18 protein-coding genes and 2 pseudogenes are annotated in these 17,016 nt (G+C 54.0%); 17 read left to right on the top strand and 3 right to left on the bottom strand.

Translation table 11 applies throughout. The annotated features are described in order from the left end of the window. Positions 1–15 precede the first annotated feature (15 nt). The 9 genes and pseudogenes from J3P89_RS15350 to J3P89_RS15310 all read left to right on the top strand — a co-directional run bounded on the left by J3P89_RS15350 (position 16) and on the right by J3P89_RS15310 (position 6,988). Entirely contained in the window at positions 16–759 is a 744-nt protein-coding gene (locus tag J3P89_RS15350; RefSeq protein ID WP_434694718.1) for an SDR family NAD(P)-dependent oxidoreductase, read from the top strand. After that, positions 759–1,691, top strand: coding sequence for an ROK family protein (locus J3P89_RS15345; protein ID WP_434694717.1), 933 nt, complete (start codon positions 759–761; stop codon positions 1,689–1,691). The genes J3P89_RS15350 and J3P89_RS15345 overlap by 1 nt, the downstream gene beginning before the upstream one ends. Before the next feature lie 57 nt (positions 1,692–1,748). After that, on the top strand, positions 1,749–2,453 hold the full coding sequence (locus J3P89_RS15340; protein ID WP_434694716.1) for a YczE/YyaS/YitT family protein: 705 nt from the start codon (positions 1,749–1,751) through the stop codon (positions 2,451–2,453). A gap of 139 nt (positions 2,454–2,592) precedes the next feature. Continuing rightward, positions 2,593–2,955 carry an adenosylmethionine decarboxylase gene (speD, locus tag J3P89_RS15335; protein ID WP_434694715.1) on the top strand — a complete coding sequence of 121 codons (363 nt, stop codon included), beginning with the start codon at positions 2,593–2,595 and terminating at the stop codon, positions 2,953–2,955. A 178-nt stretch (positions 2,956–3,133) separates the two neighbouring features. Then, the gene (locus J3P89_RS15330; protein ID WP_434697999.1) at positions 3,134–3,916 is read left to right on the top strand and encodes an EAL domain-containing protein; all 783 of its coding nucleotides are present in this window, start codon (positions 3,134–3,136) and stop codon (positions 3,914–3,916) included. A 555-nt stretch (positions 3,917–4,471) separates the two neighbouring features. Next, positions 4,472–4,738 (top strand): annotated as a pseudogene (locus tag J3P89_RS15325) (Arm DNA-binding domain-containing protein); the annotation flags it as partial. 476 nt (positions 4,739–5,214) lie between these two features. Then, positions 5,215–5,787 carry a hypothetical protein gene (locus J3P89_RS15320; RefSeq protein WP_434694714.1) on the top strand — a complete coding sequence of 191 codons (573 nt, stop codon included), beginning with the start codon at positions 5,215–5,217 and terminating at the stop codon, positions 5,785–5,787. Then, positions 5,780–6,487 carry an RES family NAD+ phosphorylase gene (locus J3P89_RS15315; protein ID WP_434694713.1) on the top strand — a complete coding sequence of 236 codons (708 nt, stop codon included), beginning with the start codon at positions 5,780–5,782 and terminating at the stop codon, positions 6,485–6,487. The genes J3P89_RS15320 and J3P89_RS15315 overlap by 8 nt, the downstream gene beginning before the upstream one ends. A 252-nt stretch (positions 6,488–6,739) precedes the next feature. Then, a complete protein-coding gene (locus J3P89_RS15310) occupies positions 6,740–6,988 on the top strand; it encodes a hypothetical protein (RefSeq protein WP_434694711.1) in 249 nt (82 codons plus the stop codon). A gap of 133 nt (positions 6,989–7,121) precedes the next feature. Here J3P89_RS15310 and J3P89_RS15305 read toward each other — a convergent pair whose 3' ends face one another. Next, positions 7,122–7,334: a hypothetical protein gene (locus J3P89_RS15305; RefSeq protein WP_431480684.1), complete on the bottom strand. Its 213-nt coding sequence runs from the start codon at positions 7,332–7,334 to the stop codon at positions 7,122–7,124. A 397-nt stretch (positions 7,335–7,731) separates the two neighbouring features. Between J3P89_RS15305 and J3P89_RS15300 the strand changes: the two are divergent. From J3P89_RS15300 to J3P89_RS15280, 5 genes and pseudogenes are all read left to right on the top strand, one after another. Then, positions 7,732–8,046: pseudogene (locus J3P89_RS15300) on the top strand (DNA adenine methylase); the annotation flags it as partial. A gap of 82 nt (positions 8,047–8,128) precedes the next feature. Continuing rightward, on the top strand, positions 8,129–8,734 hold the full coding sequence (locus tag J3P89_RS15295; RefSeq protein WP_434694710.1) for a hypothetical protein: 606 nt from the start codon (positions 8,129–8,131) through the stop codon (positions 8,732–8,734). A gap of 480 nt (positions 8,735–9,214) precedes the next feature. Beyond that, positions 9,215–9,640 carry a LexA family protein gene (locus tag J3P89_RS15290; protein ID WP_434694709.1) on the top strand — a complete coding sequence of 142 codons (426 nt, stop codon included), beginning with the start codon at positions 9,215–9,217 and terminating at the stop codon, positions 9,638–9,640. Next, positions 9,633–10,910, top strand: coding sequence for a translesion error-prone DNA polymerase V subunit UmuC (gene umuC / locus J3P89_RS15285; RefSeq protein WP_434694708.1), 1,278 nt, complete (start codon positions 9,633–9,635; stop codon positions 10,908–10,910). The genes J3P89_RS15290 and umuC overlap by 8 nt, the downstream gene beginning before the upstream one ends. A 202-nt stretch (positions 10,911–11,112) precedes the next feature. Next, a complete protein-coding gene (locus J3P89_RS15280; protein WP_434694707.1) occupies positions 11,113–11,514 on the top strand; it encodes a response regulator in 402 nt (133 codons plus the stop codon). A 189-nt stretch (positions 11,515–11,703) separates the two neighbouring features. On the opposite strand, the gene J3P89_RS15275 is transcribed toward J3P89_RS15280, so the two are convergent. Continuing rightward, positions 11,704–12,018 carry a hypothetical protein gene (locus tag J3P89_RS15275; protein WP_434694706.1) on the bottom strand — a complete coding sequence of 105 codons (315 nt, stop codon included), beginning with the start codon at positions 12,016–12,018 and terminating at the stop codon, positions 11,704–11,706. Positions 12,019–12,565: 547 nt separating this feature from the next. Here J3P89_RS15275 and J3P89_RS15270 point away from each other — a divergent pair. Beyond that, a complete protein-coding gene (locus tag J3P89_RS15270) occupies positions 12,566–12,787 on the top strand; it encodes a hypothetical protein (RefSeq protein WP_434573132.1) in 222 nt (73 codons plus the stop codon). An 88-nt stretch (positions 12,788–12,875) separates the two neighbouring features. Here J3P89_RS15270 and J3P89_RS15265 read toward each other — a convergent pair whose 3' ends face one another. Continuing rightward, the gene (locus J3P89_RS15265) at positions 12,876–13,091 is read right to left on the bottom strand and encodes a hypothetical protein (protein ID WP_434573133.1); all 216 of its coding nucleotides are present in this window, start codon (positions 13,089–13,091) and stop codon (positions 12,876–12,878) included. 378 nt (positions 13,092–13,469) lie between these two features. Between J3P89_RS15265 and J3P89_RS15260 the strand changes: the two genes are divergently transcribed. Both J3P89_RS15260 and J3P89_RS15255 read left to right on the top strand, forming a co-directional pair. After that, complete coding sequence (locus J3P89_RS15260) at positions 13,470–14,486, top strand: chemotaxis protein CheB (protein WP_434694705.1); 1,017 nt, start codon at positions 13,470–13,472, stop codon at positions 14,484–14,486. 842 nt (positions 14,487–15,328) lie between these two features. Further along, positions 15,329–16,150, top strand: a complete 822-nt coding sequence (locus J3P89_RS15255) for a GIY-YIG nuclease family protein (RefSeq protein ID WP_434694704.1) — start codon at positions 15,329–15,331, stop codon at positions 16,148–16,150. The last annotated feature ends 866 nt before the right edge of the window (positions 16,151–17,016 follow it).

Below are 17,016 nucleotides of genomic sequence, written 5' to 3'. Positions count from 1 at the left end.
CAGATAGGGAAGATTATGCTGGAACTGAATGGACGGGTATGCCTGGTCACAGGAGCCTCCGGTGTACTGGGTGATGCAATATGTGAAGAACTGGTTCGCCAAGGCGCGTTTGTCGTCGGGCTGTACCATTGCAATGTTGAACCGATGCATGCCTTGGTTGCAAAGACCGAAGCATTGCCCGGCACCCTCACGCCGTTGGCGTGTGATCTGACGTCCCCGGAGGCGACCACGCACATGCTGGCGACCTTGACCGAGGGGGGGCGCGGCATCGATGTATTGATCTGTTGCGCCGCGAAGATGCTGCGTAAGTCTGCCTTGCTGACGAACCAGGCGGATTGCGATCAGTTGTTCGACCTCAACTTCGACGCTACGGCACGGCTGGTCCGGCAGGTCTTGCGCCCGATGTTGCGCCAACGCGTGGGACGCATCGTGTTGATCGGCTCCCGTGCGGGCGAACAGGGCATGCCGGGGCAAAGTGTATATGCCGCGTCCAAGGCTGCGCTGCACGGTTTTGCCAGGTCATTGGCGTTTGAGGTCGGTGAGTACGGCATTACCGTGAATGTCGTGGCACCCGGTGCCGTGGCTGGCCCACAAACGCATTACAGCGAGGCTGATGCACAGGAGGTCTGCCGCAACATCGGGTTACGTCGTCTGGGGCGCCCCGAGGAGATCGCCCCTATTGTGAGCTTTCTGGCCTCGGCACGGGCCTCCTATATCAATGGCGCGATCATCGCGGTCGATGGCGGGGGGCGTTTCTGATGCATTGCGCGAGTGTTGATCTGGGTGGCAGCAAAATGGCTATTCACTTCAGTGTTATGGGGCGAGTGGTTCAGCGTGAACGTATTGAAATTCCTGCAGGGTGCGCGCCGCAAAGCATTCTCAACCAGGCCGTGGCCCTGCTCAAGCAGCAGATTGGCCTATACGGCCCGATCAACACGCTGGTGATCGCCAGCGCTCCGACGCTGAACTCCGACGGCACTATCGTTCGTTGGCCTAACCGGCCCGACTGGGAGGGCTTGGCCATCGGTTCTGCGTTGCGCATCGCCAAGGTTGACCGGGTGATTTGGTGCGATGACGGTACCGCCGCCACCTTCGGTGACGCCACGGTGATGCGGGCCTCGAACCTGGTGCACTTTTCCCTGGGCACCGGCGTCGGCGGCGGCGTGGTTTATCAAGGCCGGATGTTGCCTGATCGGGAGCTGGGGCATTTGCTGGTTTGGCCGGGGGGCGCGCCTTGCAGTTGCGGGCGTGCGGGATGCCTGCAGGCTTACGCGTCGTTCCGCTCACTGGACAAATTCGTCGCGTCGATGGGGTTTTCGGACGAGGCCACGCTCGTTCATTGGCGACTGCGTGCCGTGCAGGCACTGTCGTTGGCGATTGCCAACCTGGTGGAGCTTTTCCGGGTGGAAGTGGTGTGCCTGGGCGGCGGCATGTTGGGGCGTTTTCCAGAAATGCCGCAACTGGTGGGAGCTCTGCTGCGTGAGCCTGGCTATTTGAAAGCAACCCTCACCGCTCCGTTGGTGATGCAGTCTCCACAAGGTACCGAAGCTTCTGTGTTGGGCGGGCTGTATCTGGCCGAGGCATCGCATGACGTCCAGAACGAAATCTGCGAAGGCGGCATCGACACCTCCAAAACCACTATTCGTCATGTGGGCAATGGCCTGAGCTTCATTTCCATGAGCACTCGCTAAGTGGCGCCTCTGCGCACCGCAAACACACAAACCCTGACACACATGGAGCGTCACTCAATGAGCAAAGAGAAAATGGAAGCGCCAAGCGGGGTCAGAGGCCTTCTGATCAGGACGCTGCGTGCCTGGCTATCGCTGGATCGATTGAGCATGTATCTGATCGGCGTGATGCTGTTTTCGATGGGCGCGCTGTTCTTTATTGTCAGTCGTCTGGGCACTGACCCGCTGGATGTGTTTGTGATTGGCCTTAATGGCAAGTTAGGCGTCGGCATCGGCGCCTGCTCGGCGATCTTTTCCATTGCCTTGTTGATCTGGTGGGCCATCTGGAACAAGCAATGGCCACCGTTAAGCCCTTTTGTCACCACTACGTTGACCGGATTGTTTATCGACCTGTGGTTGTATATGTCGCTGGATCACTTATTGGCGTCGAGTGTCGGCCCTTACTGGTTACTCGCCATCGGGTTGGGTGTGTGCGCGTATGCGTCGGCCCTGATCATCATGAGCGGCATCGGTATTCGAGTCATCGATTTACTGGTGATTACTATCATGCAAAAGACGGGGTGTTCCTTCACACTGGCAAAAATGCTCTTGGAAATATCCATTTTCCTGGTGGGCTGGAGCCTGGGCGGCCCTTTCGGTATTGGCACCCTTGCATTTTTGCTCGTCATTGCCCCGCTGATAAAACCCATTATGAGCATGAACGAACGTTATCTGCGCCTGGATAATTACGGTTTGAAAAATAAAAAGATACTACTCATAGAATAAGCGAATGGCTTTGTCCTGAGAGACCCTTGATCAGTTGCTCTTGTGCAGGCGTGAAGGCCTTGACGTGTCGTTTTGTCTGCATGAGAGGGTTGTTCGAGGGGGCTTTCGTCGATTGTAAGAATTTGGAGGCGGGGCTTGCATGGAGAATTTTTCTGGAACGTTCTTTGGAAAGCATACGTTGGGTGAACTGTACAGTGTCGCCCCTGAACAGCTGAATGATACGGGCTTTTTAACTGCGCTCTTATGTGCGGCCGTGAATAAGGCAGGCGCAACTGTCTGTGGAACTATCGTTAAGCAATTTGAGCCTCAAGGCGTTACGGTTTTAGTTCTGTTAGAGGAATCTCACGCCTCCTTTCACACCTATCCGGAACTCGGGGCTCTATTTCTCGATATATTCACGTGTGGTAGCAAGTGCAATCCAGATGATGCTTTTGAATTCATTTGCTCTACACTCAATTGTGTCGAATATGAAGTGAAAACTGTAAAGAGAGGTTGTGAGTGATGAACCGGAGTAGTGCGTTTTCGCCCTGGATCTCCCAGGCGAGTTGCCCGCCGTCACGGTGACTTCGGTGACGGACTGTGCCGATTTGGTGCGCCACACACTTCGGCCCGCGCCGACTCCGGTGGTGTCGGCTACAGCTCCTTGTAAACGCAGGAATGTATCATGACCGCCACGGAATATTGCTCATGACGAAACGCCCTCATTCCAATCGCTCGGCTGCGCCGAATGCCGCAACCATGAGGCGCTGGGGTTCGATTTCACCATGACCTTCCAGCCTGTTTTCAACGTCCGGACACACGCTGCGTTTGCTTATGAGGCGTTGGTCAGAGGCGTCAATGGCGAATCGGCTGGTTACATCCTGGGGCTCGTGGACGACAGCAATCGCTACCGATTCGACCAGGCTTGCCGGGTGAAAGCCATCGAGGAAGCCGCAAGGCTGGGCCTGCTGGACATTCCAGATTGCTTGCTGAGCATTAACTTCCTCCCAAACGCCGTATACCGGCCGGAGACGTGCATCCGGGCTACCCTGGAAGCGGCGCGCCCGGCCAATTTCCCGCCAGAAAGGCTCATGTTCGAAGTGACCGAAGGCGAGAAGGTGGTCGATCCTGAGCACCTCAAATCGATTTTCGTGGAGTACGAGCGCCAGGGTTTCACTACCGCCATCGACGATTTCGGCGCGGGGTATTCGGGCCTTAACCTGCTGGCCATGTTCCAGCCGCAGGTGCTGAAGATTGACATGGCACTGACCCGAAGCATTGATCGAGACTTGGCCAATCAAGCGATCGTCGAAGGCATCGTCCTGGTCGCCAGGCGCTTGGATATCCTGGTCATCGCTGAAGGTGTCGAGACCCGTGAAGAAAGCTCGACGCTTCTAGGCATGTGGATTGAGCTGATGCAGGGATATTTGTATGCAAGACCCGAGGTCGGTCATCTCCCGGCTGGATGCTTTGACTTGGGTTGATGTGGCCCAGCCCTTCAATCATGTTTCCTGGTGGGTGGATTGATCAGATTGGGCGCCCCAGTGAATAAAAATGTAACGACGATGGTGTTGCCGGGGATTTTCAAGTCGAGTTGCAGGAATCGGCCGATTCTGTTGAAAAAGTCGCCTAGACGTTTCGCGGCCGACTGACCATGGGTAGAAGAAAATGGCACCGCCCGGAATCATGCTTTCTTGGCCCTTGACACACCCCAAAAACAAGTCCAAATTAAGTCTTTTCATGCTCCGGCAAGAAAGTAAATCCCTTAGATTTCAATGAGTCGGACGCTAGATACGAGTCTCGTTTCTCGCTCCAATTATTTTTCTATAGATTTCCATTGAAGTATGTAGAAACCAAAAAAAGAGGCTTCGGCCTCTTTCTTTGTTCCAGTAAAGTCTACTCTTGCACATCAATGTTCACGAATTTTTAGTACATTTTTTAGTACATCAATCCGACGCTTGGTAAATCAGTTTTTAAAGCTGCTGGACACTTTGAAAACTGTACAAAACTCCCTCATTCATATGAGTGGAATTAGTACGATGGTTCTCACCAATACGGCGATCCGGCACGCCAAACCTCGCGCCAAAAACTACACCCTTCCTGATTTTGACGGCCTCGCGCTTTTCGTGAATACGAAGGGCAGCAAAAGCTGGCACTTCCGCTTCTCTTGGGCGGGAAAGCAGGCTCGTATTTCGCTCGGTACTTATCCTGAAATAGGTCTACGCGATACTCGCGCTCTGCGTGATATCGCCAGGGGGCTGGTCGTGAAGGGTATCGATCCCCGCGATCAGCGACGCCTTGAGCGCAATGCCAGACTGGTAGTTCTGAAAAGCACCTCCTGAACGTTGTTTTAGCATCGGCGTTGCAGATCCTCAGTCCAAGGAGGAGGGACCGCCCGAGGAGTTGGCTTTCGTGGTGCGCTGGGAGTCCAAGCAGTGCTGAACTCGGTTATGCCAACTTTTCGCTCCATCGTCGCGGGGCTTGAGCAAGATTGCTTGCTATACATCTGATTGCCAATATCGTGTCCTTGGGCTTCTTGCCTCAACGCCGTGCGCTGAGCGACGGCAAGGCGCGCTTCCTCAAACCTATCTATGCATCCGGATGAATGGAGCTTAGGCTAGAGCTAGGGTTATCAAGACTATGCTACGATTAGATAATGTAAATAACTTGTGAGGAGATTTCCATGAGCGTTACAGAGCAGTCGGGTGTCTCCACCTTGGTCGGTACGCCTAAGGAAGCTCGGGCCAGCTTGAGCCGCTCGCATGCGGATCGAGTGCTGGTCGTGTCTTTCGATCAGGTCAACCTCAGTGTATTTGAAGCGTTGGCGGAAAACTTCGCCAATGTGGCCTCCTCGATGTATGAGGTGCTGCAGGAGCGTCAGGACCCGAAGTCGCTCGAGCGCCTGGCCGAGGTGTTTGTGACGCGTAAGCCGCCTTCGCCTCGCCTGCTCAAGGAGGCGGCAATGTTGGTACAGGCCCGCAAAGCGGTGTTGGAAAGCGGTGACTGGTTGACCTCCGCAGATATTGCGCAGGTGGCCCAGTTGAGTACCCGCAACCCCAGTGCCCAGCCTAACAAATGGAAAAAGCAGGGGCAGATCTTTGCCATCAGTCACGGTGGGGTCGACTATTTCCCTGGCTACGGCTTGGACCCGAACGCGGGCTATCGGCCGTTCAAGGCACTGGCCAAAATCATTGACGCTTTCGCTGGCCACAAGGACGGCTGGGGGATGGCTAACTGGTTTCGCTCCGATAATAGTTTTCTGGGCGGCAAAAGACCTCAGGACCTGTTGGCATCGGCGCCTGATCGGGTGATTGCTGCAGCACTGGATGAAATCCAAGGCATCGTCCATGGCTAAGCAGCGTACCGAGTCCAGTGAGGGTAGGGCGACGCCTCCCACGGATTTGGCGGCGTCCGTTACCCCAGTGCCTGCGGCTACGTTGCACGTCACTTTCACCGTGATCGCCAAAGGCGATGTGCTTCACCGTGTGCACCAAGATAAGTATCAGCCTGATCAATTCAATCCTGGTGTGCACGGCAACGCACGCTTCAGCCCGATCCAGGATGATCAGGGGCGGGCGATTCCCACCTTGTATGGCGGCACGACAGTCGATTGCGCCTTGATGGAGACCGTCTTCCACGACGTTCCCCATACGGCTGGGTTTAAGAGCTTCGACAAAGGCAAGCTGACTGGACAGGTGCATTCTGCCGTCCAGGTTAGCCAACCGCTGCACTTGGTTGATCTGTCCAGCGTGCCCCTGCGGAAACTGGGCATCACGCGCAAACAACTGATCGACACTGAGAAAGATCAATACCCTGCGACGCGCAAATGGGCCGAGGCAATCCACCGTCAGTGTCCAGATGCCCAAGGGCTGTCTTGGGTGTCGCGACAAGATGATTTGGCACGTGCGGTGGTGCTCTTCGGTGACCGGATTCCTGACGGCGCACTCCATCCGCAGGGGTCGTCACGCAGCTTGACCGGTGACTCGACTGTGTTCGACACGGTGCTCAATCTGGCAGAGCGGGTTGGGGTCGTTATCATCGCGGGGAAAAGCTGAGAAAATGACCGAACAGTGGTCCTTGGAATCCGCTCTATGAGACTGAAATCGTCACTCGCCAGTCATTAGATATCGCTGAAGTCGGCGGGCTTTGATGGGGGCATTGATGGATTCTTCCGTACAGGCCTGTGTAGCATCGACGGTCAACAAATAGGTCTTCTGTGCGTTCTAGGAGCGGACGGTGCTTGTCCCGGAACACGCAGCAATAACATGATGGTTGGCTACGTGCTGGCCTAAGATGCGGAGCTCGTTATGGACGTCAACCAGATGTTAAGTGATGAGCTGGTGAGCCGGCTGGAAGAGAAAATTCCAGCCATGGTGAAAGGCGCGATCAAAGCTGCTTATATCAATACGCTGGCGGCCGGACTCAGTGTGGTGGAAATCAGAGATGGCATGCTCGTTGAAACAACGGCCGATGGTCCGCACACGGTTATTCGGATGGCCAAGCCCAAGCATAAGGTAGCTTCGGGCAGGATTATCAAGGTGCGCCACCTTTCATAACGGGAGGTTGAGAGCGCCCATATCTTCACGATTTCGCCGCGCAGCGCGCGGGAAATCTGCATATTCGTCATGTCAGTCTTGGTGCTTTGCGCGAAAGACAGCCGCCAAGCTCGCCATCGCATGGGCCGTCAAATCAGTGACCCTGGGCTCTCAGCTTAGCCAAGCCCTGCTTGATGTGTCCGGCGTTCTCTCCGATGGTTTGAAGTGCACCTCGGACGTTAGCACCAATCTCCGTTGCACCTTGGTCTTCTACCTTCAAGGTCAGTTCCATCACTGCGGCCTCCAAGGCGAGCTGATTTTGGTACAGCCGCTCGAGAACATCAGAAAGGGAATATTCGGTGGGCATCATCTCGACTCCAATCATGGAGTCGAAAGCGTAGCAGCGTAAGGGACAGAAACCAAAGGTCGGTGCGAGCTAGCGCGTAATGAAGGGGCTAGAGACAGCGATCGGCCAAATGCGACATTCAAGCGGAGCTGTTTCCAGACCGAAGCGGTCATCATCGGCGTCGCGATGGTCATCGCTCGGTGAAGACGCCTTCAGTGCACGAGCCAACTCGACTGGAGCTTCTTCAGCAACGTAGTGACCGCAGTCGATTCCTTCGCCGGTGACTTTTAGTTCTGCCCATGGCTCCCAAACTGCAACCACATCGCCGTACAGGTCCTCTAGGTCATCCCTTAACGACCAAATAACATGGAGCGGACATTGAAGTTTTCGACCAGCCTCGCGGTCTTCCCGACCATGCACCTATGTCGAAAACCTCCCCTGGCTTGATTGTGCTGAGCGCTACGACCGCGCTCACATGTTCCACTATATGGATCCGCCGTACTGGCAAACCTCTGGTTATGGCGTCGACTTTCCGTTCGAGAACTACGAGCGGATGGCTGACTTCATGCGCCGCAGCAAGGGCAAGGTCATGGTCCGCGTGTTTGAAGGCTTTCACTTCGAGACGTTAGACATTCGGTACAGCAACACGAACCAGCGGCAAGGGAAGGCCGAGGTCAGCGGTGAACTGATGATTACGAATCGGGAGCCAGCGGCTTTGGGCGGGCTGTTCTAAACCAGTCATTTTTGTTCTGCTACAGTGAAGGCGCGGAAAGGAAAAAGCTTGGAAACTTAAATCGCACAAGGGAAAAATGGACATGACTTCTGCAAATGTCGCTTCAAATGATTTTCTGGCTGTCCTGAATGAACAGCGCGTACAGGCGAACAAAAACATAGCAAATCCGTCTACCGGCGCCCTCGTGCCTATGGCGGAGATACAGGCTTTAGAGGAGCAGTTGGGGTCGCTTCCGGTATCCAACAGCGATGCTCTTGATGATGATCTTCAGAAAATAAAAGCTGTGGCCCATTCAGGCGCTACCGTGCTCGCTGAGCAAGCGCAAGAGGAGATTACGGATATTACAAATCATTACATGAATAGTGCAAGAGATAACGATGCCTACTCGCTTTTTAGAAATAAGATGGAGCAATGCAGGGAGCACGCCAGAGAGAATGCGGACATTGCGATTGATAAAGTTTTTGATACAGCACAAAATGTCGGCCAAAACTCAAATCCGTCTGTGCAAAGTGCGATAGTAAACTTTATGACAAGTGTTGTTGAACCGGGGATTTCAGCCGTTCTTAATGAAATCCTTAATTTTATAGCTAATGCCGTAGAAAATTTGCCGAATTGGATCGCGCACGCGTTTGATGCTATTAAGCAAAGCTTTGCAAAAATCACGGCATTTATCAAAAGCGCATTTTAATTAGGTGCGGACCACTCTGTCTCCAGACAGGGTGGTCCGACTAAACAGATAAGCTCCCTAGTAAGTGACGTTATTTACTTCCTTTCCCACCGGCATAGCTTGCTGAGTACCAGCCCACGCCTCGCCGGCAAAAGCTGTTTGGAGAGACTACCCCGTCGTAACGGTCTAGATCCTGGTATTGATCGGATCCAGACGTATCCCTTTTCTCCAAAGAGCGCGCTCAACCTCTCCTTACACCGGCGTGATGTGACTAGGATCTACACGCGGGTCATCCGAGCCATGTTGTACCGGCTGACAGGCGCCGCGTCGCATAGCCGAACAATGGCCGCTGAGGTAGCTCTACGACACCACCATCCCTCGTATTCCGAATCTCCCACGCAAAGGCCGCCCCGCCTGTCAGAATTTTTCTATACAAATTGACCGGAAAACTTGTACAAAGTTAACTGTATGTCCGTACAGGTTTTTTGGAAGTCGTGCGTCATGAACTTTACAATCCTAGGCCCTATTGCCGAGGGTGGCTTGAAGCTGCCTTTGTGTTCGTTTCGTGTGCCCGCCGGGTTTCCGTCTCCGGCGGCGGACCACATCGAAGCGCACATCTCATTGGATGAGGTTCTGAACATCCGGGCCCCGCATGTCTACCTGGTGTCCATCGCCGGGGAAAGCATGCAAGGGGCTGGGATCTTTGAAGGGGACCTAGCCGTCGTGGACCGTGCGATTGAACCTGCGCATGGCCACATCGTCGTGGCGCTGCTGAACAACGAACCCGTATGCAAACGCCTTTGCATACGTGGGAAGGAGGTGATTCTCCTGTCGGAGAACCCAAAGTACCCACCGAGGTACGTGCTCGAGGGCGACGAGCTGGTCATCTGGGGCGTCATCACCTGCAGCGTGCGCAGCCATGTCTAAAGCCCAGCCCGTTTTCGCCCTGATCGACTGCAACAGCTTCTACGCCAGTTGCGAACGAGTGTTCCGCCCGGACCTGGCCCGCGTGCCCATCGTTGTGCTGAGCAACAATGACGGTTGCGTGATCGCCCGTAGCTACGACGCTAAGCCCTACGTGAAAATGGGCGAGCCGTATTTTCAGATCAAGCACAAGCTGCAGAAGCACGGCATCGTCCCGTTCTCGTCGAATTACGCACTCTATGGCGACATGAGCGAACGCGTGATGACCCTCATTGAATCAATGGTGCCTGCCGTCGAGGTCTACAGCATCGACGAAGCCTTCGCGGATCTCACCGGCATCGACGGCCGAGATGCCCTCGGTCGCAAGATCCGTAGCCATGTGCTGCGCTGCACCGGTATTCCAGTCGGGGTAGGGATCGCTCACACCAAAACCCTGGCGAAGCTGGCGAATCACACTGCCAAGCGGCTCCAAGTGCAAACGGGCGGCGTGGTCGACATCTGCGACCCATTCAAGCGCGACTGGGTACTACGCAATACCGACGTGGCCGAGGTCTGGGGTGTCGGTCGCAAGATGAAGCTTCATCTGGACGCGATGGGCATTAAAACCGCAATGGACCTGGCGAAGGCCGACCCGCGGACGCTAAGCAAGAAATTCAGTGTGGTGATCGAGAAGACCGCCCGTGAGCTGGCCGGCACGCCATGCCTGGAGCTGGACGAGCCAGACCCGCCGAAGCAGGAGATATGTTGTAGCCGGATGTTTGGTAAGCGGCTCACGGAGCTGGCACCGATCAAAGAAGCGGTGGCCACGTACATGATGCGAGCCTCGGAAAAGCTCAGGGCGCAGAAGTCGCTGTGTAAGAAGGTCCGTGTCAGCATCCGCACCGGCATGTTCAACCCGGAGGAGGCGAAGTATGCCAACGGTGTGCTGATCGACATGCCGTACCCCACGGACGATGGGCGGCTGCTGACCAAGGCTGCGGTAGATGCACTTGACCGGGTTTTCCGACCAGGCTTCAAGTACAGCAAGGCCGAGGTGCTGTTGATGAATCTCTGTCAGCGAGGAGAGTACACCGACGACCTGTTTGCCACCTCGCAGCCTGTCGACGCTACGAAGTTGATGGCGGTGTTGGACCAGATCAACGGACGCTGGGGCAGGGGGACGCTGCGTTCAGCCTGCGTGCCTGCAAATCCTGAATGGGCCATGCGCCGGGAGATGATGAGCCAGAGCTACACGACTAAGCTGGATCAGCTGTGGCAGGTGTCCTGTCGATGATTAATAGCCGTACCCACCGCTCTGCTTTCTTCGTTCTGGCTGTACGACCGTCTTTCTGCACGAGAGGCGTAGGAAGCGACGGAGCAAAAGTTGAGTGCGCTACGCTTAGCTAAGCGTTACGTGATCATAGTGGAATCGCGATATAAGGGAATATTCGGTTGTGGTGGCTGCTTCTGAAAGCCGGTTCAGGCAGGGACAGACTATGATCACAAATTGGATAGAGATCGGCTTTGAAGGCGAAGTGTTGATCGTCGAGGATGATGAAACGCTGCGTTTGATCATGGTCGAAATCTTGGAAGACGTCGGAGCAAGAACTGTCGCTTTCGGATCAGCCGATGACGCACTGATTTACCTTCTTCAATCTCAAGTCCAATGTTGCCTTGTGATTGTTGACTACGGTGTTCCTGGGCAAATCAATGGTATGGATTTCATCCGGATGGTAAGGGGGAAATGGCCTGCCATAGGTTCGATACTCACATCAGGGTATCCATTTCTACCGGACACAGTGCCTCGCCCAACCCGATATTTGCAGAAACCTTGGGCCGTCAGCGATTTGGTAGCTTTGATGAGGGATTTACTTCAGCCCACATCTCTTGCTCGGTAGATACCCATTGTTCATGCAAATGAAGCAGCCGCTCCGCAGGCTGGATAGCAGGATGTGTTGAGAGTGAGCCGGCCCCATGAGAATCACTCCATTTGCCAGGTCCTGCTGAGGTGTTCAGTAAGCTACCACCGTGCTATGGCTGGCAGTGGTATGGGACTTGGCAACAGGTTGCTCAGGCATGAAGCATGCTCAATGGAGAGCTTCGTTAAGCTTTGGCGCTGCCTTGGTTCGGAAGGACGAAGGCGATACCACCTGCATTTTTTGAGTATTTAAGCCTTGGCGAGCCAGATCGATGTCTTCAAAGATGAATCGAGCCAGTTTTATTAAGCCGGCGTCGCCTCGAAATTGGTGTCTGGTCAGACCCACAACTGCAAAAGATTCTCCGTCGTGACCTTCGACTAAAAGCGAGGCTGTTCCGTTGAAGCCTAAGGTGCATTCGACAGAGCATCCAGGAAGGAGATCCCTCAGTGCTGCCTCGATTTCCTGTTTCGACAACCTGTCCATAACAGCACCTAGGAATTATTAGCGTGCTAGCATATTCCAGCTGCGCCTTAAGTAAATACTGGCCTAATGCCTTTGGAAATTTACGCCCCTTTTTGTGAGGCAGATGTTGGAAGCAGACGCTAAGAGCGGTCCGTTAGCGTCGCAAATTAGCGCGTATTCACACTCCGCTGTGAGCAGCCCGAGCCGCAGCATCTCTCGAATTCCGAACAAAACGATTTCCCGCTCTCCTTGCAATTGGTCCGCGTCGAATCGCATGTCGGCGGACATCTGATCCAGTAAGAAACTTATCAGCGAGGCTGTATTTTCGATGTTCATAACAGAGTTTTGAATGTGATTTTAACTTCGATTTTTCTGCCAAAGCTCAGGTTCCCTGGACCTACCCGAACGGTCATGGTGTGATCCTCAGACTGGAGAGCTGCGGGAGAGCTGGAGCAGATCGTCCGTCTGGGGCTGGGACCGGTTTATTCAAGGCCCGTATCACGAGCAAATTTGGAACAGACCATCAAGCGTCAAAGTCAACACGTTACGTCACAAGGAGGCTGCAACGATGAGCGAGGACCGGAGGAGACAAGCTTTAGCCGCTTGGCACAAGGCGCTTAAGGAACCTGACATTCGAATGGATGCGGAGGAGCAGTATGAGAAGCTGATTGCCATGGCTGATGATTTCAAGCAGCAGGGGATTATTGGCAAGGACGACTGGAGATGGTTGATGGGGGAGGCGGTCGGCTACTACGCGCACGCTATCGAAAAGATAGAGCCGAGGTCGTGACAGACATCGCCAAGCAGTGAGTACGTCGAAGACTAGAGCGACAGGCCTTTCGCCATGGGCTGGTCTTCGGGAGGAGGTGTTAGAAGGATTACTCGATCTCTTGAGCCCTAAGTCGAGCCAAACCTTGTTTGATAAACCCTGCGTTTTCTCCGAGCGTCTCCAGAGCTCCTCTGATATTACTTCCGGTCTCAGCTGCCCCGCTCGTTTCTAGATGAATAGCCAGTTCCATCAGCCCAGCCTCCAGCGCCAACTGATTGAGGTACATCCTTTCTAGTAAGTTCGAGAGAGAATAGTCGTCAGCCATATGATCGTCTTCCGCCTGAGTGGAGCATATGAGGATAGCTCCCCTCAGATAAAAGAGCTTGGGTTCGTTGCAACCGTCGAAAAGGGACCTTGCACCATTCCGTGCGGCAGTATCACCGGCAGCGTGTTAGCGTACCCCGGAGCCTAGCAGGTAATCCCGCAGTTCGACGTGGACGCGACCGAGTCCGGCATCGAGGAGCCGCACTGGACATTCCAAGGCGGTCAACTCCACCGGCTGCTACCCGACATAGCGGGCCAGTACGGTGACGGTAGCCAGGCCTTCATAAACGTACATAGTTGCCCTTTGAAGATCTATCGTTTTCCACCAGGGCGGGCCGGTCATCTGACGTTTTGCTTTGATAAAGGGAGGTGAGTTCGTATGGAGCTCGATAGTCTGGGTCGGAATATTATTGTTATCGGCGCTTCCGCCGGCGGAGTCGAAGCGTTGAGAAGCCTATTTCGCTCCTTGCCCGCTGACTTGCCAGCGGCGTTTTTGGTCGTGCTACATATTCCACCACACTCGCCGAGTGAGTTAAGCAGGATACTCGCTCGTGAAACCAGAATGGACGTCATTTCGGTCCAAGCCAGTCAATCTCTCAGAACCTCAACCGTGTACGTAGCCAGCGCTGATCACCATCTGCTTTTGACGAAGGAAGGTGTTCGTCTTACCCGCGGCCCCAAGGAGTGCAGAGTTCGTCCGGCTATCGATGTGCTCTTTCGCTCAGCGTCGGTGGCTTATGATTCTAGGGTGATCGGCGTGATATTGACCGGCGCTCTGGACGACGGAACTGCTGGCCTTTGGGCAATAAAGGACAGAAACGGTACGGCACTCGTGCAGGACCCTTCTGAAGCTACTTATGATTCCATGCCACGCAGTGCAATAGAACACGTCGAAACAGACTTTATAGGCACGCTCGCTGAGCTGGCGAATCAGATAGCGACGCGAGTTAGATTGCCTATCGAGCAACTGGTTATAAGCCCATTGAACGAGCGCCATCTGATCGAGACGAGCATCAGTGAGCACGGTAACGGCCTAGAAGCTGGCGTCATGAATATAGGGAATATCTCAAATTACACATGTCCCGATTGTCACGGAGTTTTGGTACAAGTAAAGGAGGGATCGATTGTCAGGTTTCGCTGCCACACGGGCCATGCTTTTTCGATCAAGACGCTAATTGCTGAAGTTAACGCCGCGATTGATACCGGGCTGTGGGACGCGCTTAGGGCGATTGAAGAAAGAATCATGCTGCTTCGTCAAATGGGCGATCTGGCAGAAGCGCAAGGCTCTAAGGAAGATGCGGAGCTTTCCCGATCTCAAGCCAAAGACGCAGAAGAGCGTTTGAAGCCGCTTCGCGAACTTGTACTGGACCCAAATTTTTTCGCACCAGTTGAGTGATGCAATCGATCCCACGCTGCATGGTAGCGACGTTGAAAAAGTTTTGTTACCACGCTTGGCAACGCGCCACTCGGCAAAAAAAACCGATCGCTCCAACGCTTTATTTAGGTTTAGTATTAAAAAAGGAATTGTTTGGATAGGAGGATGTGTCTTATGGCTGAGTCATATGAATCGTAAAGTGTACAGAATGTGGGGTTTCGTACAATGCCGTTCTGAAAGAAGGCTTGGACGTACCGCCAACCACCGAGCCTTTTTGCGAAGCGTGTATCGCTCAAGCGCAGCAGCGATTACTGGATGAGGCGCTGAGAGCGTCTGCGTCGAAGCTGATGGCAATTTGTAAGCGATCGCGCGACCTAAAGGGAGAGGAGAAGTAGCAGTTGAACTGCTTGATCGTGGAACTTCGCGGTCAGTGCCAGGCTGCCACGAAATTTCAGTGTGACGGAGGATTGACTCGTACCAATTCTCGTACCAACGAGTGTGTTTTAGAAGGGGAAATCGGGTAAGCAGGGGCGCTAACCCGTTGATTTTACTATCTTAGGATACTAAGCAGACCCCACACCGCATCGCGGTGTAATTCTTGGCCAGCGCCGCACGGCTGAAAAAAAGCCAAGCTGCGGTTGCTAAATATTTGCTACAGGGAAGACGAGAAAAGCAGCGCTACGCAAGCGGAGCGGAGGGTTCGGTGGTTAATCCATCCAATCCATCATAGGGCAGCATGTCCGCTTTGACCCGAAGCGGACATAGCCAGCACTTGCTGAGACGCCAGGACCAGCCGGTGCCGGCGATGCACTCCCATTACGTAAGGAATACACTTGCGATTCTCACTGTTGGGGAGCGCTGCGTTGAACCTGTTCGACTTATTGAAAATTTGGGAGCCGACGTTTACGCCGGAAAAGGCCAAGGTGCACTTAGCCAGGCACAATGGCGAACAGCATCCGCTCGATGTGTTCATTCAAGGTGGCTTCGATAAGTGGCAGAGTCGGCAAAGCAACCGCAATTTTGGACGGCCGTACGTTGTTTCGCTTATTCAGGCCGGCAGCCCAACTCGTTGGTTGTTTGCCGGTCTGTTTCGGAAGATTGATTGCGTAGAAAGAGATGGCCCCAAACCTGATTATATCTACGATCTGGAGCGTGTGCCGGCGGCTGAAGAATGGGTGGGGCGATTGTACCTGAGCAGCAGCTACACCAAGCGCAACTCCTATCCCTACGGTGAGACCTTGGTCGCAGACCTAGCGGTGTCTGAACTGAGGGTCGAACGCCTGAGTATTGGCGATTTTCCTGGATTCAAAAAGATTAACCTGACAAAAAAACAGCTCGATGTGGTTGTACAGCAGAATGTTGATTCTTGGCGCTCGGCCCTATCGAGCGTCAAGGGCATTTACCTCATCACGGATAACCAGACTGGGAAGCTCTATGTAGGCAAAGCCGATGGCGAGACAGGCATTTGGGGCCGGTGGAGTACTTACTCGACCACTAGCCACGGCCACAACGTGGCGCTCAAGCAGGAGTTCGGCATTGATGCCCCACCGAAGCGTCAGTACGATTTGCGCTTCTCATTACTTGAGATCGCAGACCTGCACACGATGAAGGCAGACATCGACGCCCGTGAGAATCACTGGAAGGAAATTCTGATGACTAGGCCTTACGGTTACAACCGAAATTAGTCAGTCTGGAATTGGCCGATTGTGGCCAGTCGCTTACAGCCGCGGATGGCCGAAAATTTTCCTGGATTGGCACGGTTTGATCGTCTCAGCAAAAAAAGAAAATCTCGTCCGTAACAACGTGTGCGGGGTAGGGATGGAGTGGATCCCGTGGTGCAAAAATGGCGCAATCGTACGCCAGCACAATCGGGGTATGGTCGGTAGATCAACGCAATCGCCCGTTCAGTATCCGTCTGCCTACCGAAACGGCCGTCCCTCAACGATTAAGAAATCCATAGGGTTTACTTGGAGAATTGGCTAAAGGTGTGCCCAGCTTTTGTGGATCGATATATTTCTGAAGCGTCCACTAACTCACCCAGCGCTCCGAATGTTTTGGTGCCAAAGCGCGTGGCAAGTGGCCGGATGATGTTAGCCATGTAGCGGTCAGCCCTAAGAATCGATACGTAGGGCACGTACATGGCATGAAGAGCGTCAATGAAGTCGCTATGGGACATGGGGCGCGCGTTCTCTCCGAACAAATTTGCCGACCAGAGGCCATGCCCGAGGCAAGCCAATCTTGGCGAAGGTTATGCGACGAGCTGCATGGACTGACGGCTTAGGACCAGAACGTTCGCTTTGGATCGTTTATCAAGATCCAAAGCGGACAATCTTACTCGTCTATGACCTCTCAGCAAAACTCACGTGTGCGCCATTTCTTGCGTTTTCAACGAATGCCTTGAATGAATTAGCTAGCAGCAGCGAAAATGCCAAGACCGCGTCCTTGGGCTTCGTGCCTAAGGCGAACATCTCCTTGGCTCATAGCCTACGGTTGACCTGGTGGCCGAAGGTTTCTAAGAAACCTCCAACAAGCTTTGATGCAATACTATGGC

Origin of the sequence: Pseudomonas sp. Z1-14, from assembly GCF_051132005.1 — a bacterium.
Taxonomy (GTDB): Bacteria; Pseudomonadota; Gammaproteobacteria; order Pseudomonadales; family Pseudomonadaceae; genus Aquipseudomonas.
This window is presented reverse-complemented; position numbering and strand designations above follow the sequence as displayed.

Coding starts and splice junctions, on each gene's coding strand:
- J3P89_RS15350 (WP_434694718.1), top strand. CDS start 16: ATGCTGGAACTGAATGGACGGGTATGCCTGGTCACAGGAGCCTCCGGT.
- J3P89_RS15345 (WP_434694717.1), top strand. CDS start 759: ATGCATTGCGCGAGTGTTGATCTGGGTGGCAGCAAAATGGCTATTCAC.
- J3P89_RS15340 (WP_434694716.1), top strand. CDS start 1,749: ATGAGCAAAGAGAAAATGGAAGCGCCAAGCGGGGTCAGAGGCCTTCTG.
- speD (WP_434694715.1), top strand. CDS start 2,593: ATGGAGAATTTTTCTGGAACGTTCTTTGGAAAGCATACGTTGGGTGAA.
- J3P89_RS15315 (WP_434694713.1), top strand. CDS start 5,780: ATGGCTAAGCAGCGTACCGAGTCCAGTGAGGGTAGGGCGACGCCTCCC.
- J3P89_RS15310 (WP_434694711.1), top strand. CDS start 6,740: ATGGACGTCAACCAGATGTTAAGTGATGAGCTGGTGAGCCGGCTGGAA.
- J3P89_RS15305 (WP_431480684.1), bottom strand. CDS start 7,334: ATGCCCACCGAATATTCCCTTTCTGATGTTCTCGAGCGGCTGTACCAA.
- J3P89_RS15295 (WP_434694710.1), top strand. CDS start 8,129: ATGACTTCTGCAAATGTCGCTTCAAATGATTTTCTGGCTGTCCTGAAT.
- J3P89_RS15290 (WP_434694709.1), top strand. CDS start 9,215: ATGAACTTTACAATCCTAGGCCCTATTGCCGAGGGTGGCTTGAAGCTG.
- umuC (WP_434694708.1), top strand. CDS start 9,633: ATGTCTAAAGCCCAGCCCGTTTTCGCCCTGATCGACTGCAACAGCTTC.
- J3P89_RS15280 (WP_434694707.1), top strand. CDS start 11,113: ATGATCACAAATTGGATAGAGATCGGCTTTGAAGGCGAAGTGTTGATC.
- J3P89_RS15275 (WP_434694706.1), bottom strand. CDS start 12,018: ATGGACAGGTTGTCGAAACAGGAAATCGAGGCAGCACTGAGGGATCTC.
- J3P89_RS15270 (WP_434573132.1), top strand. CDS start 12,566: ATGAGCGAGGACCGGAGGAGACAAGCTTTAGCCGCTTGGCACAAGGCG.
- J3P89_RS15265 (WP_434573133.1), bottom strand. CDS start 13,091: ATGGCTGACGACTATTCTCTCTCGAACTTACTAGAAAGGATGTACCTC.
- J3P89_RS15260 (WP_434694705.1), top strand. CDS start 13,470: ATGGAGCTCGATAGTCTGGGTCGGAATATTATTGTTATCGGCGCTTCC.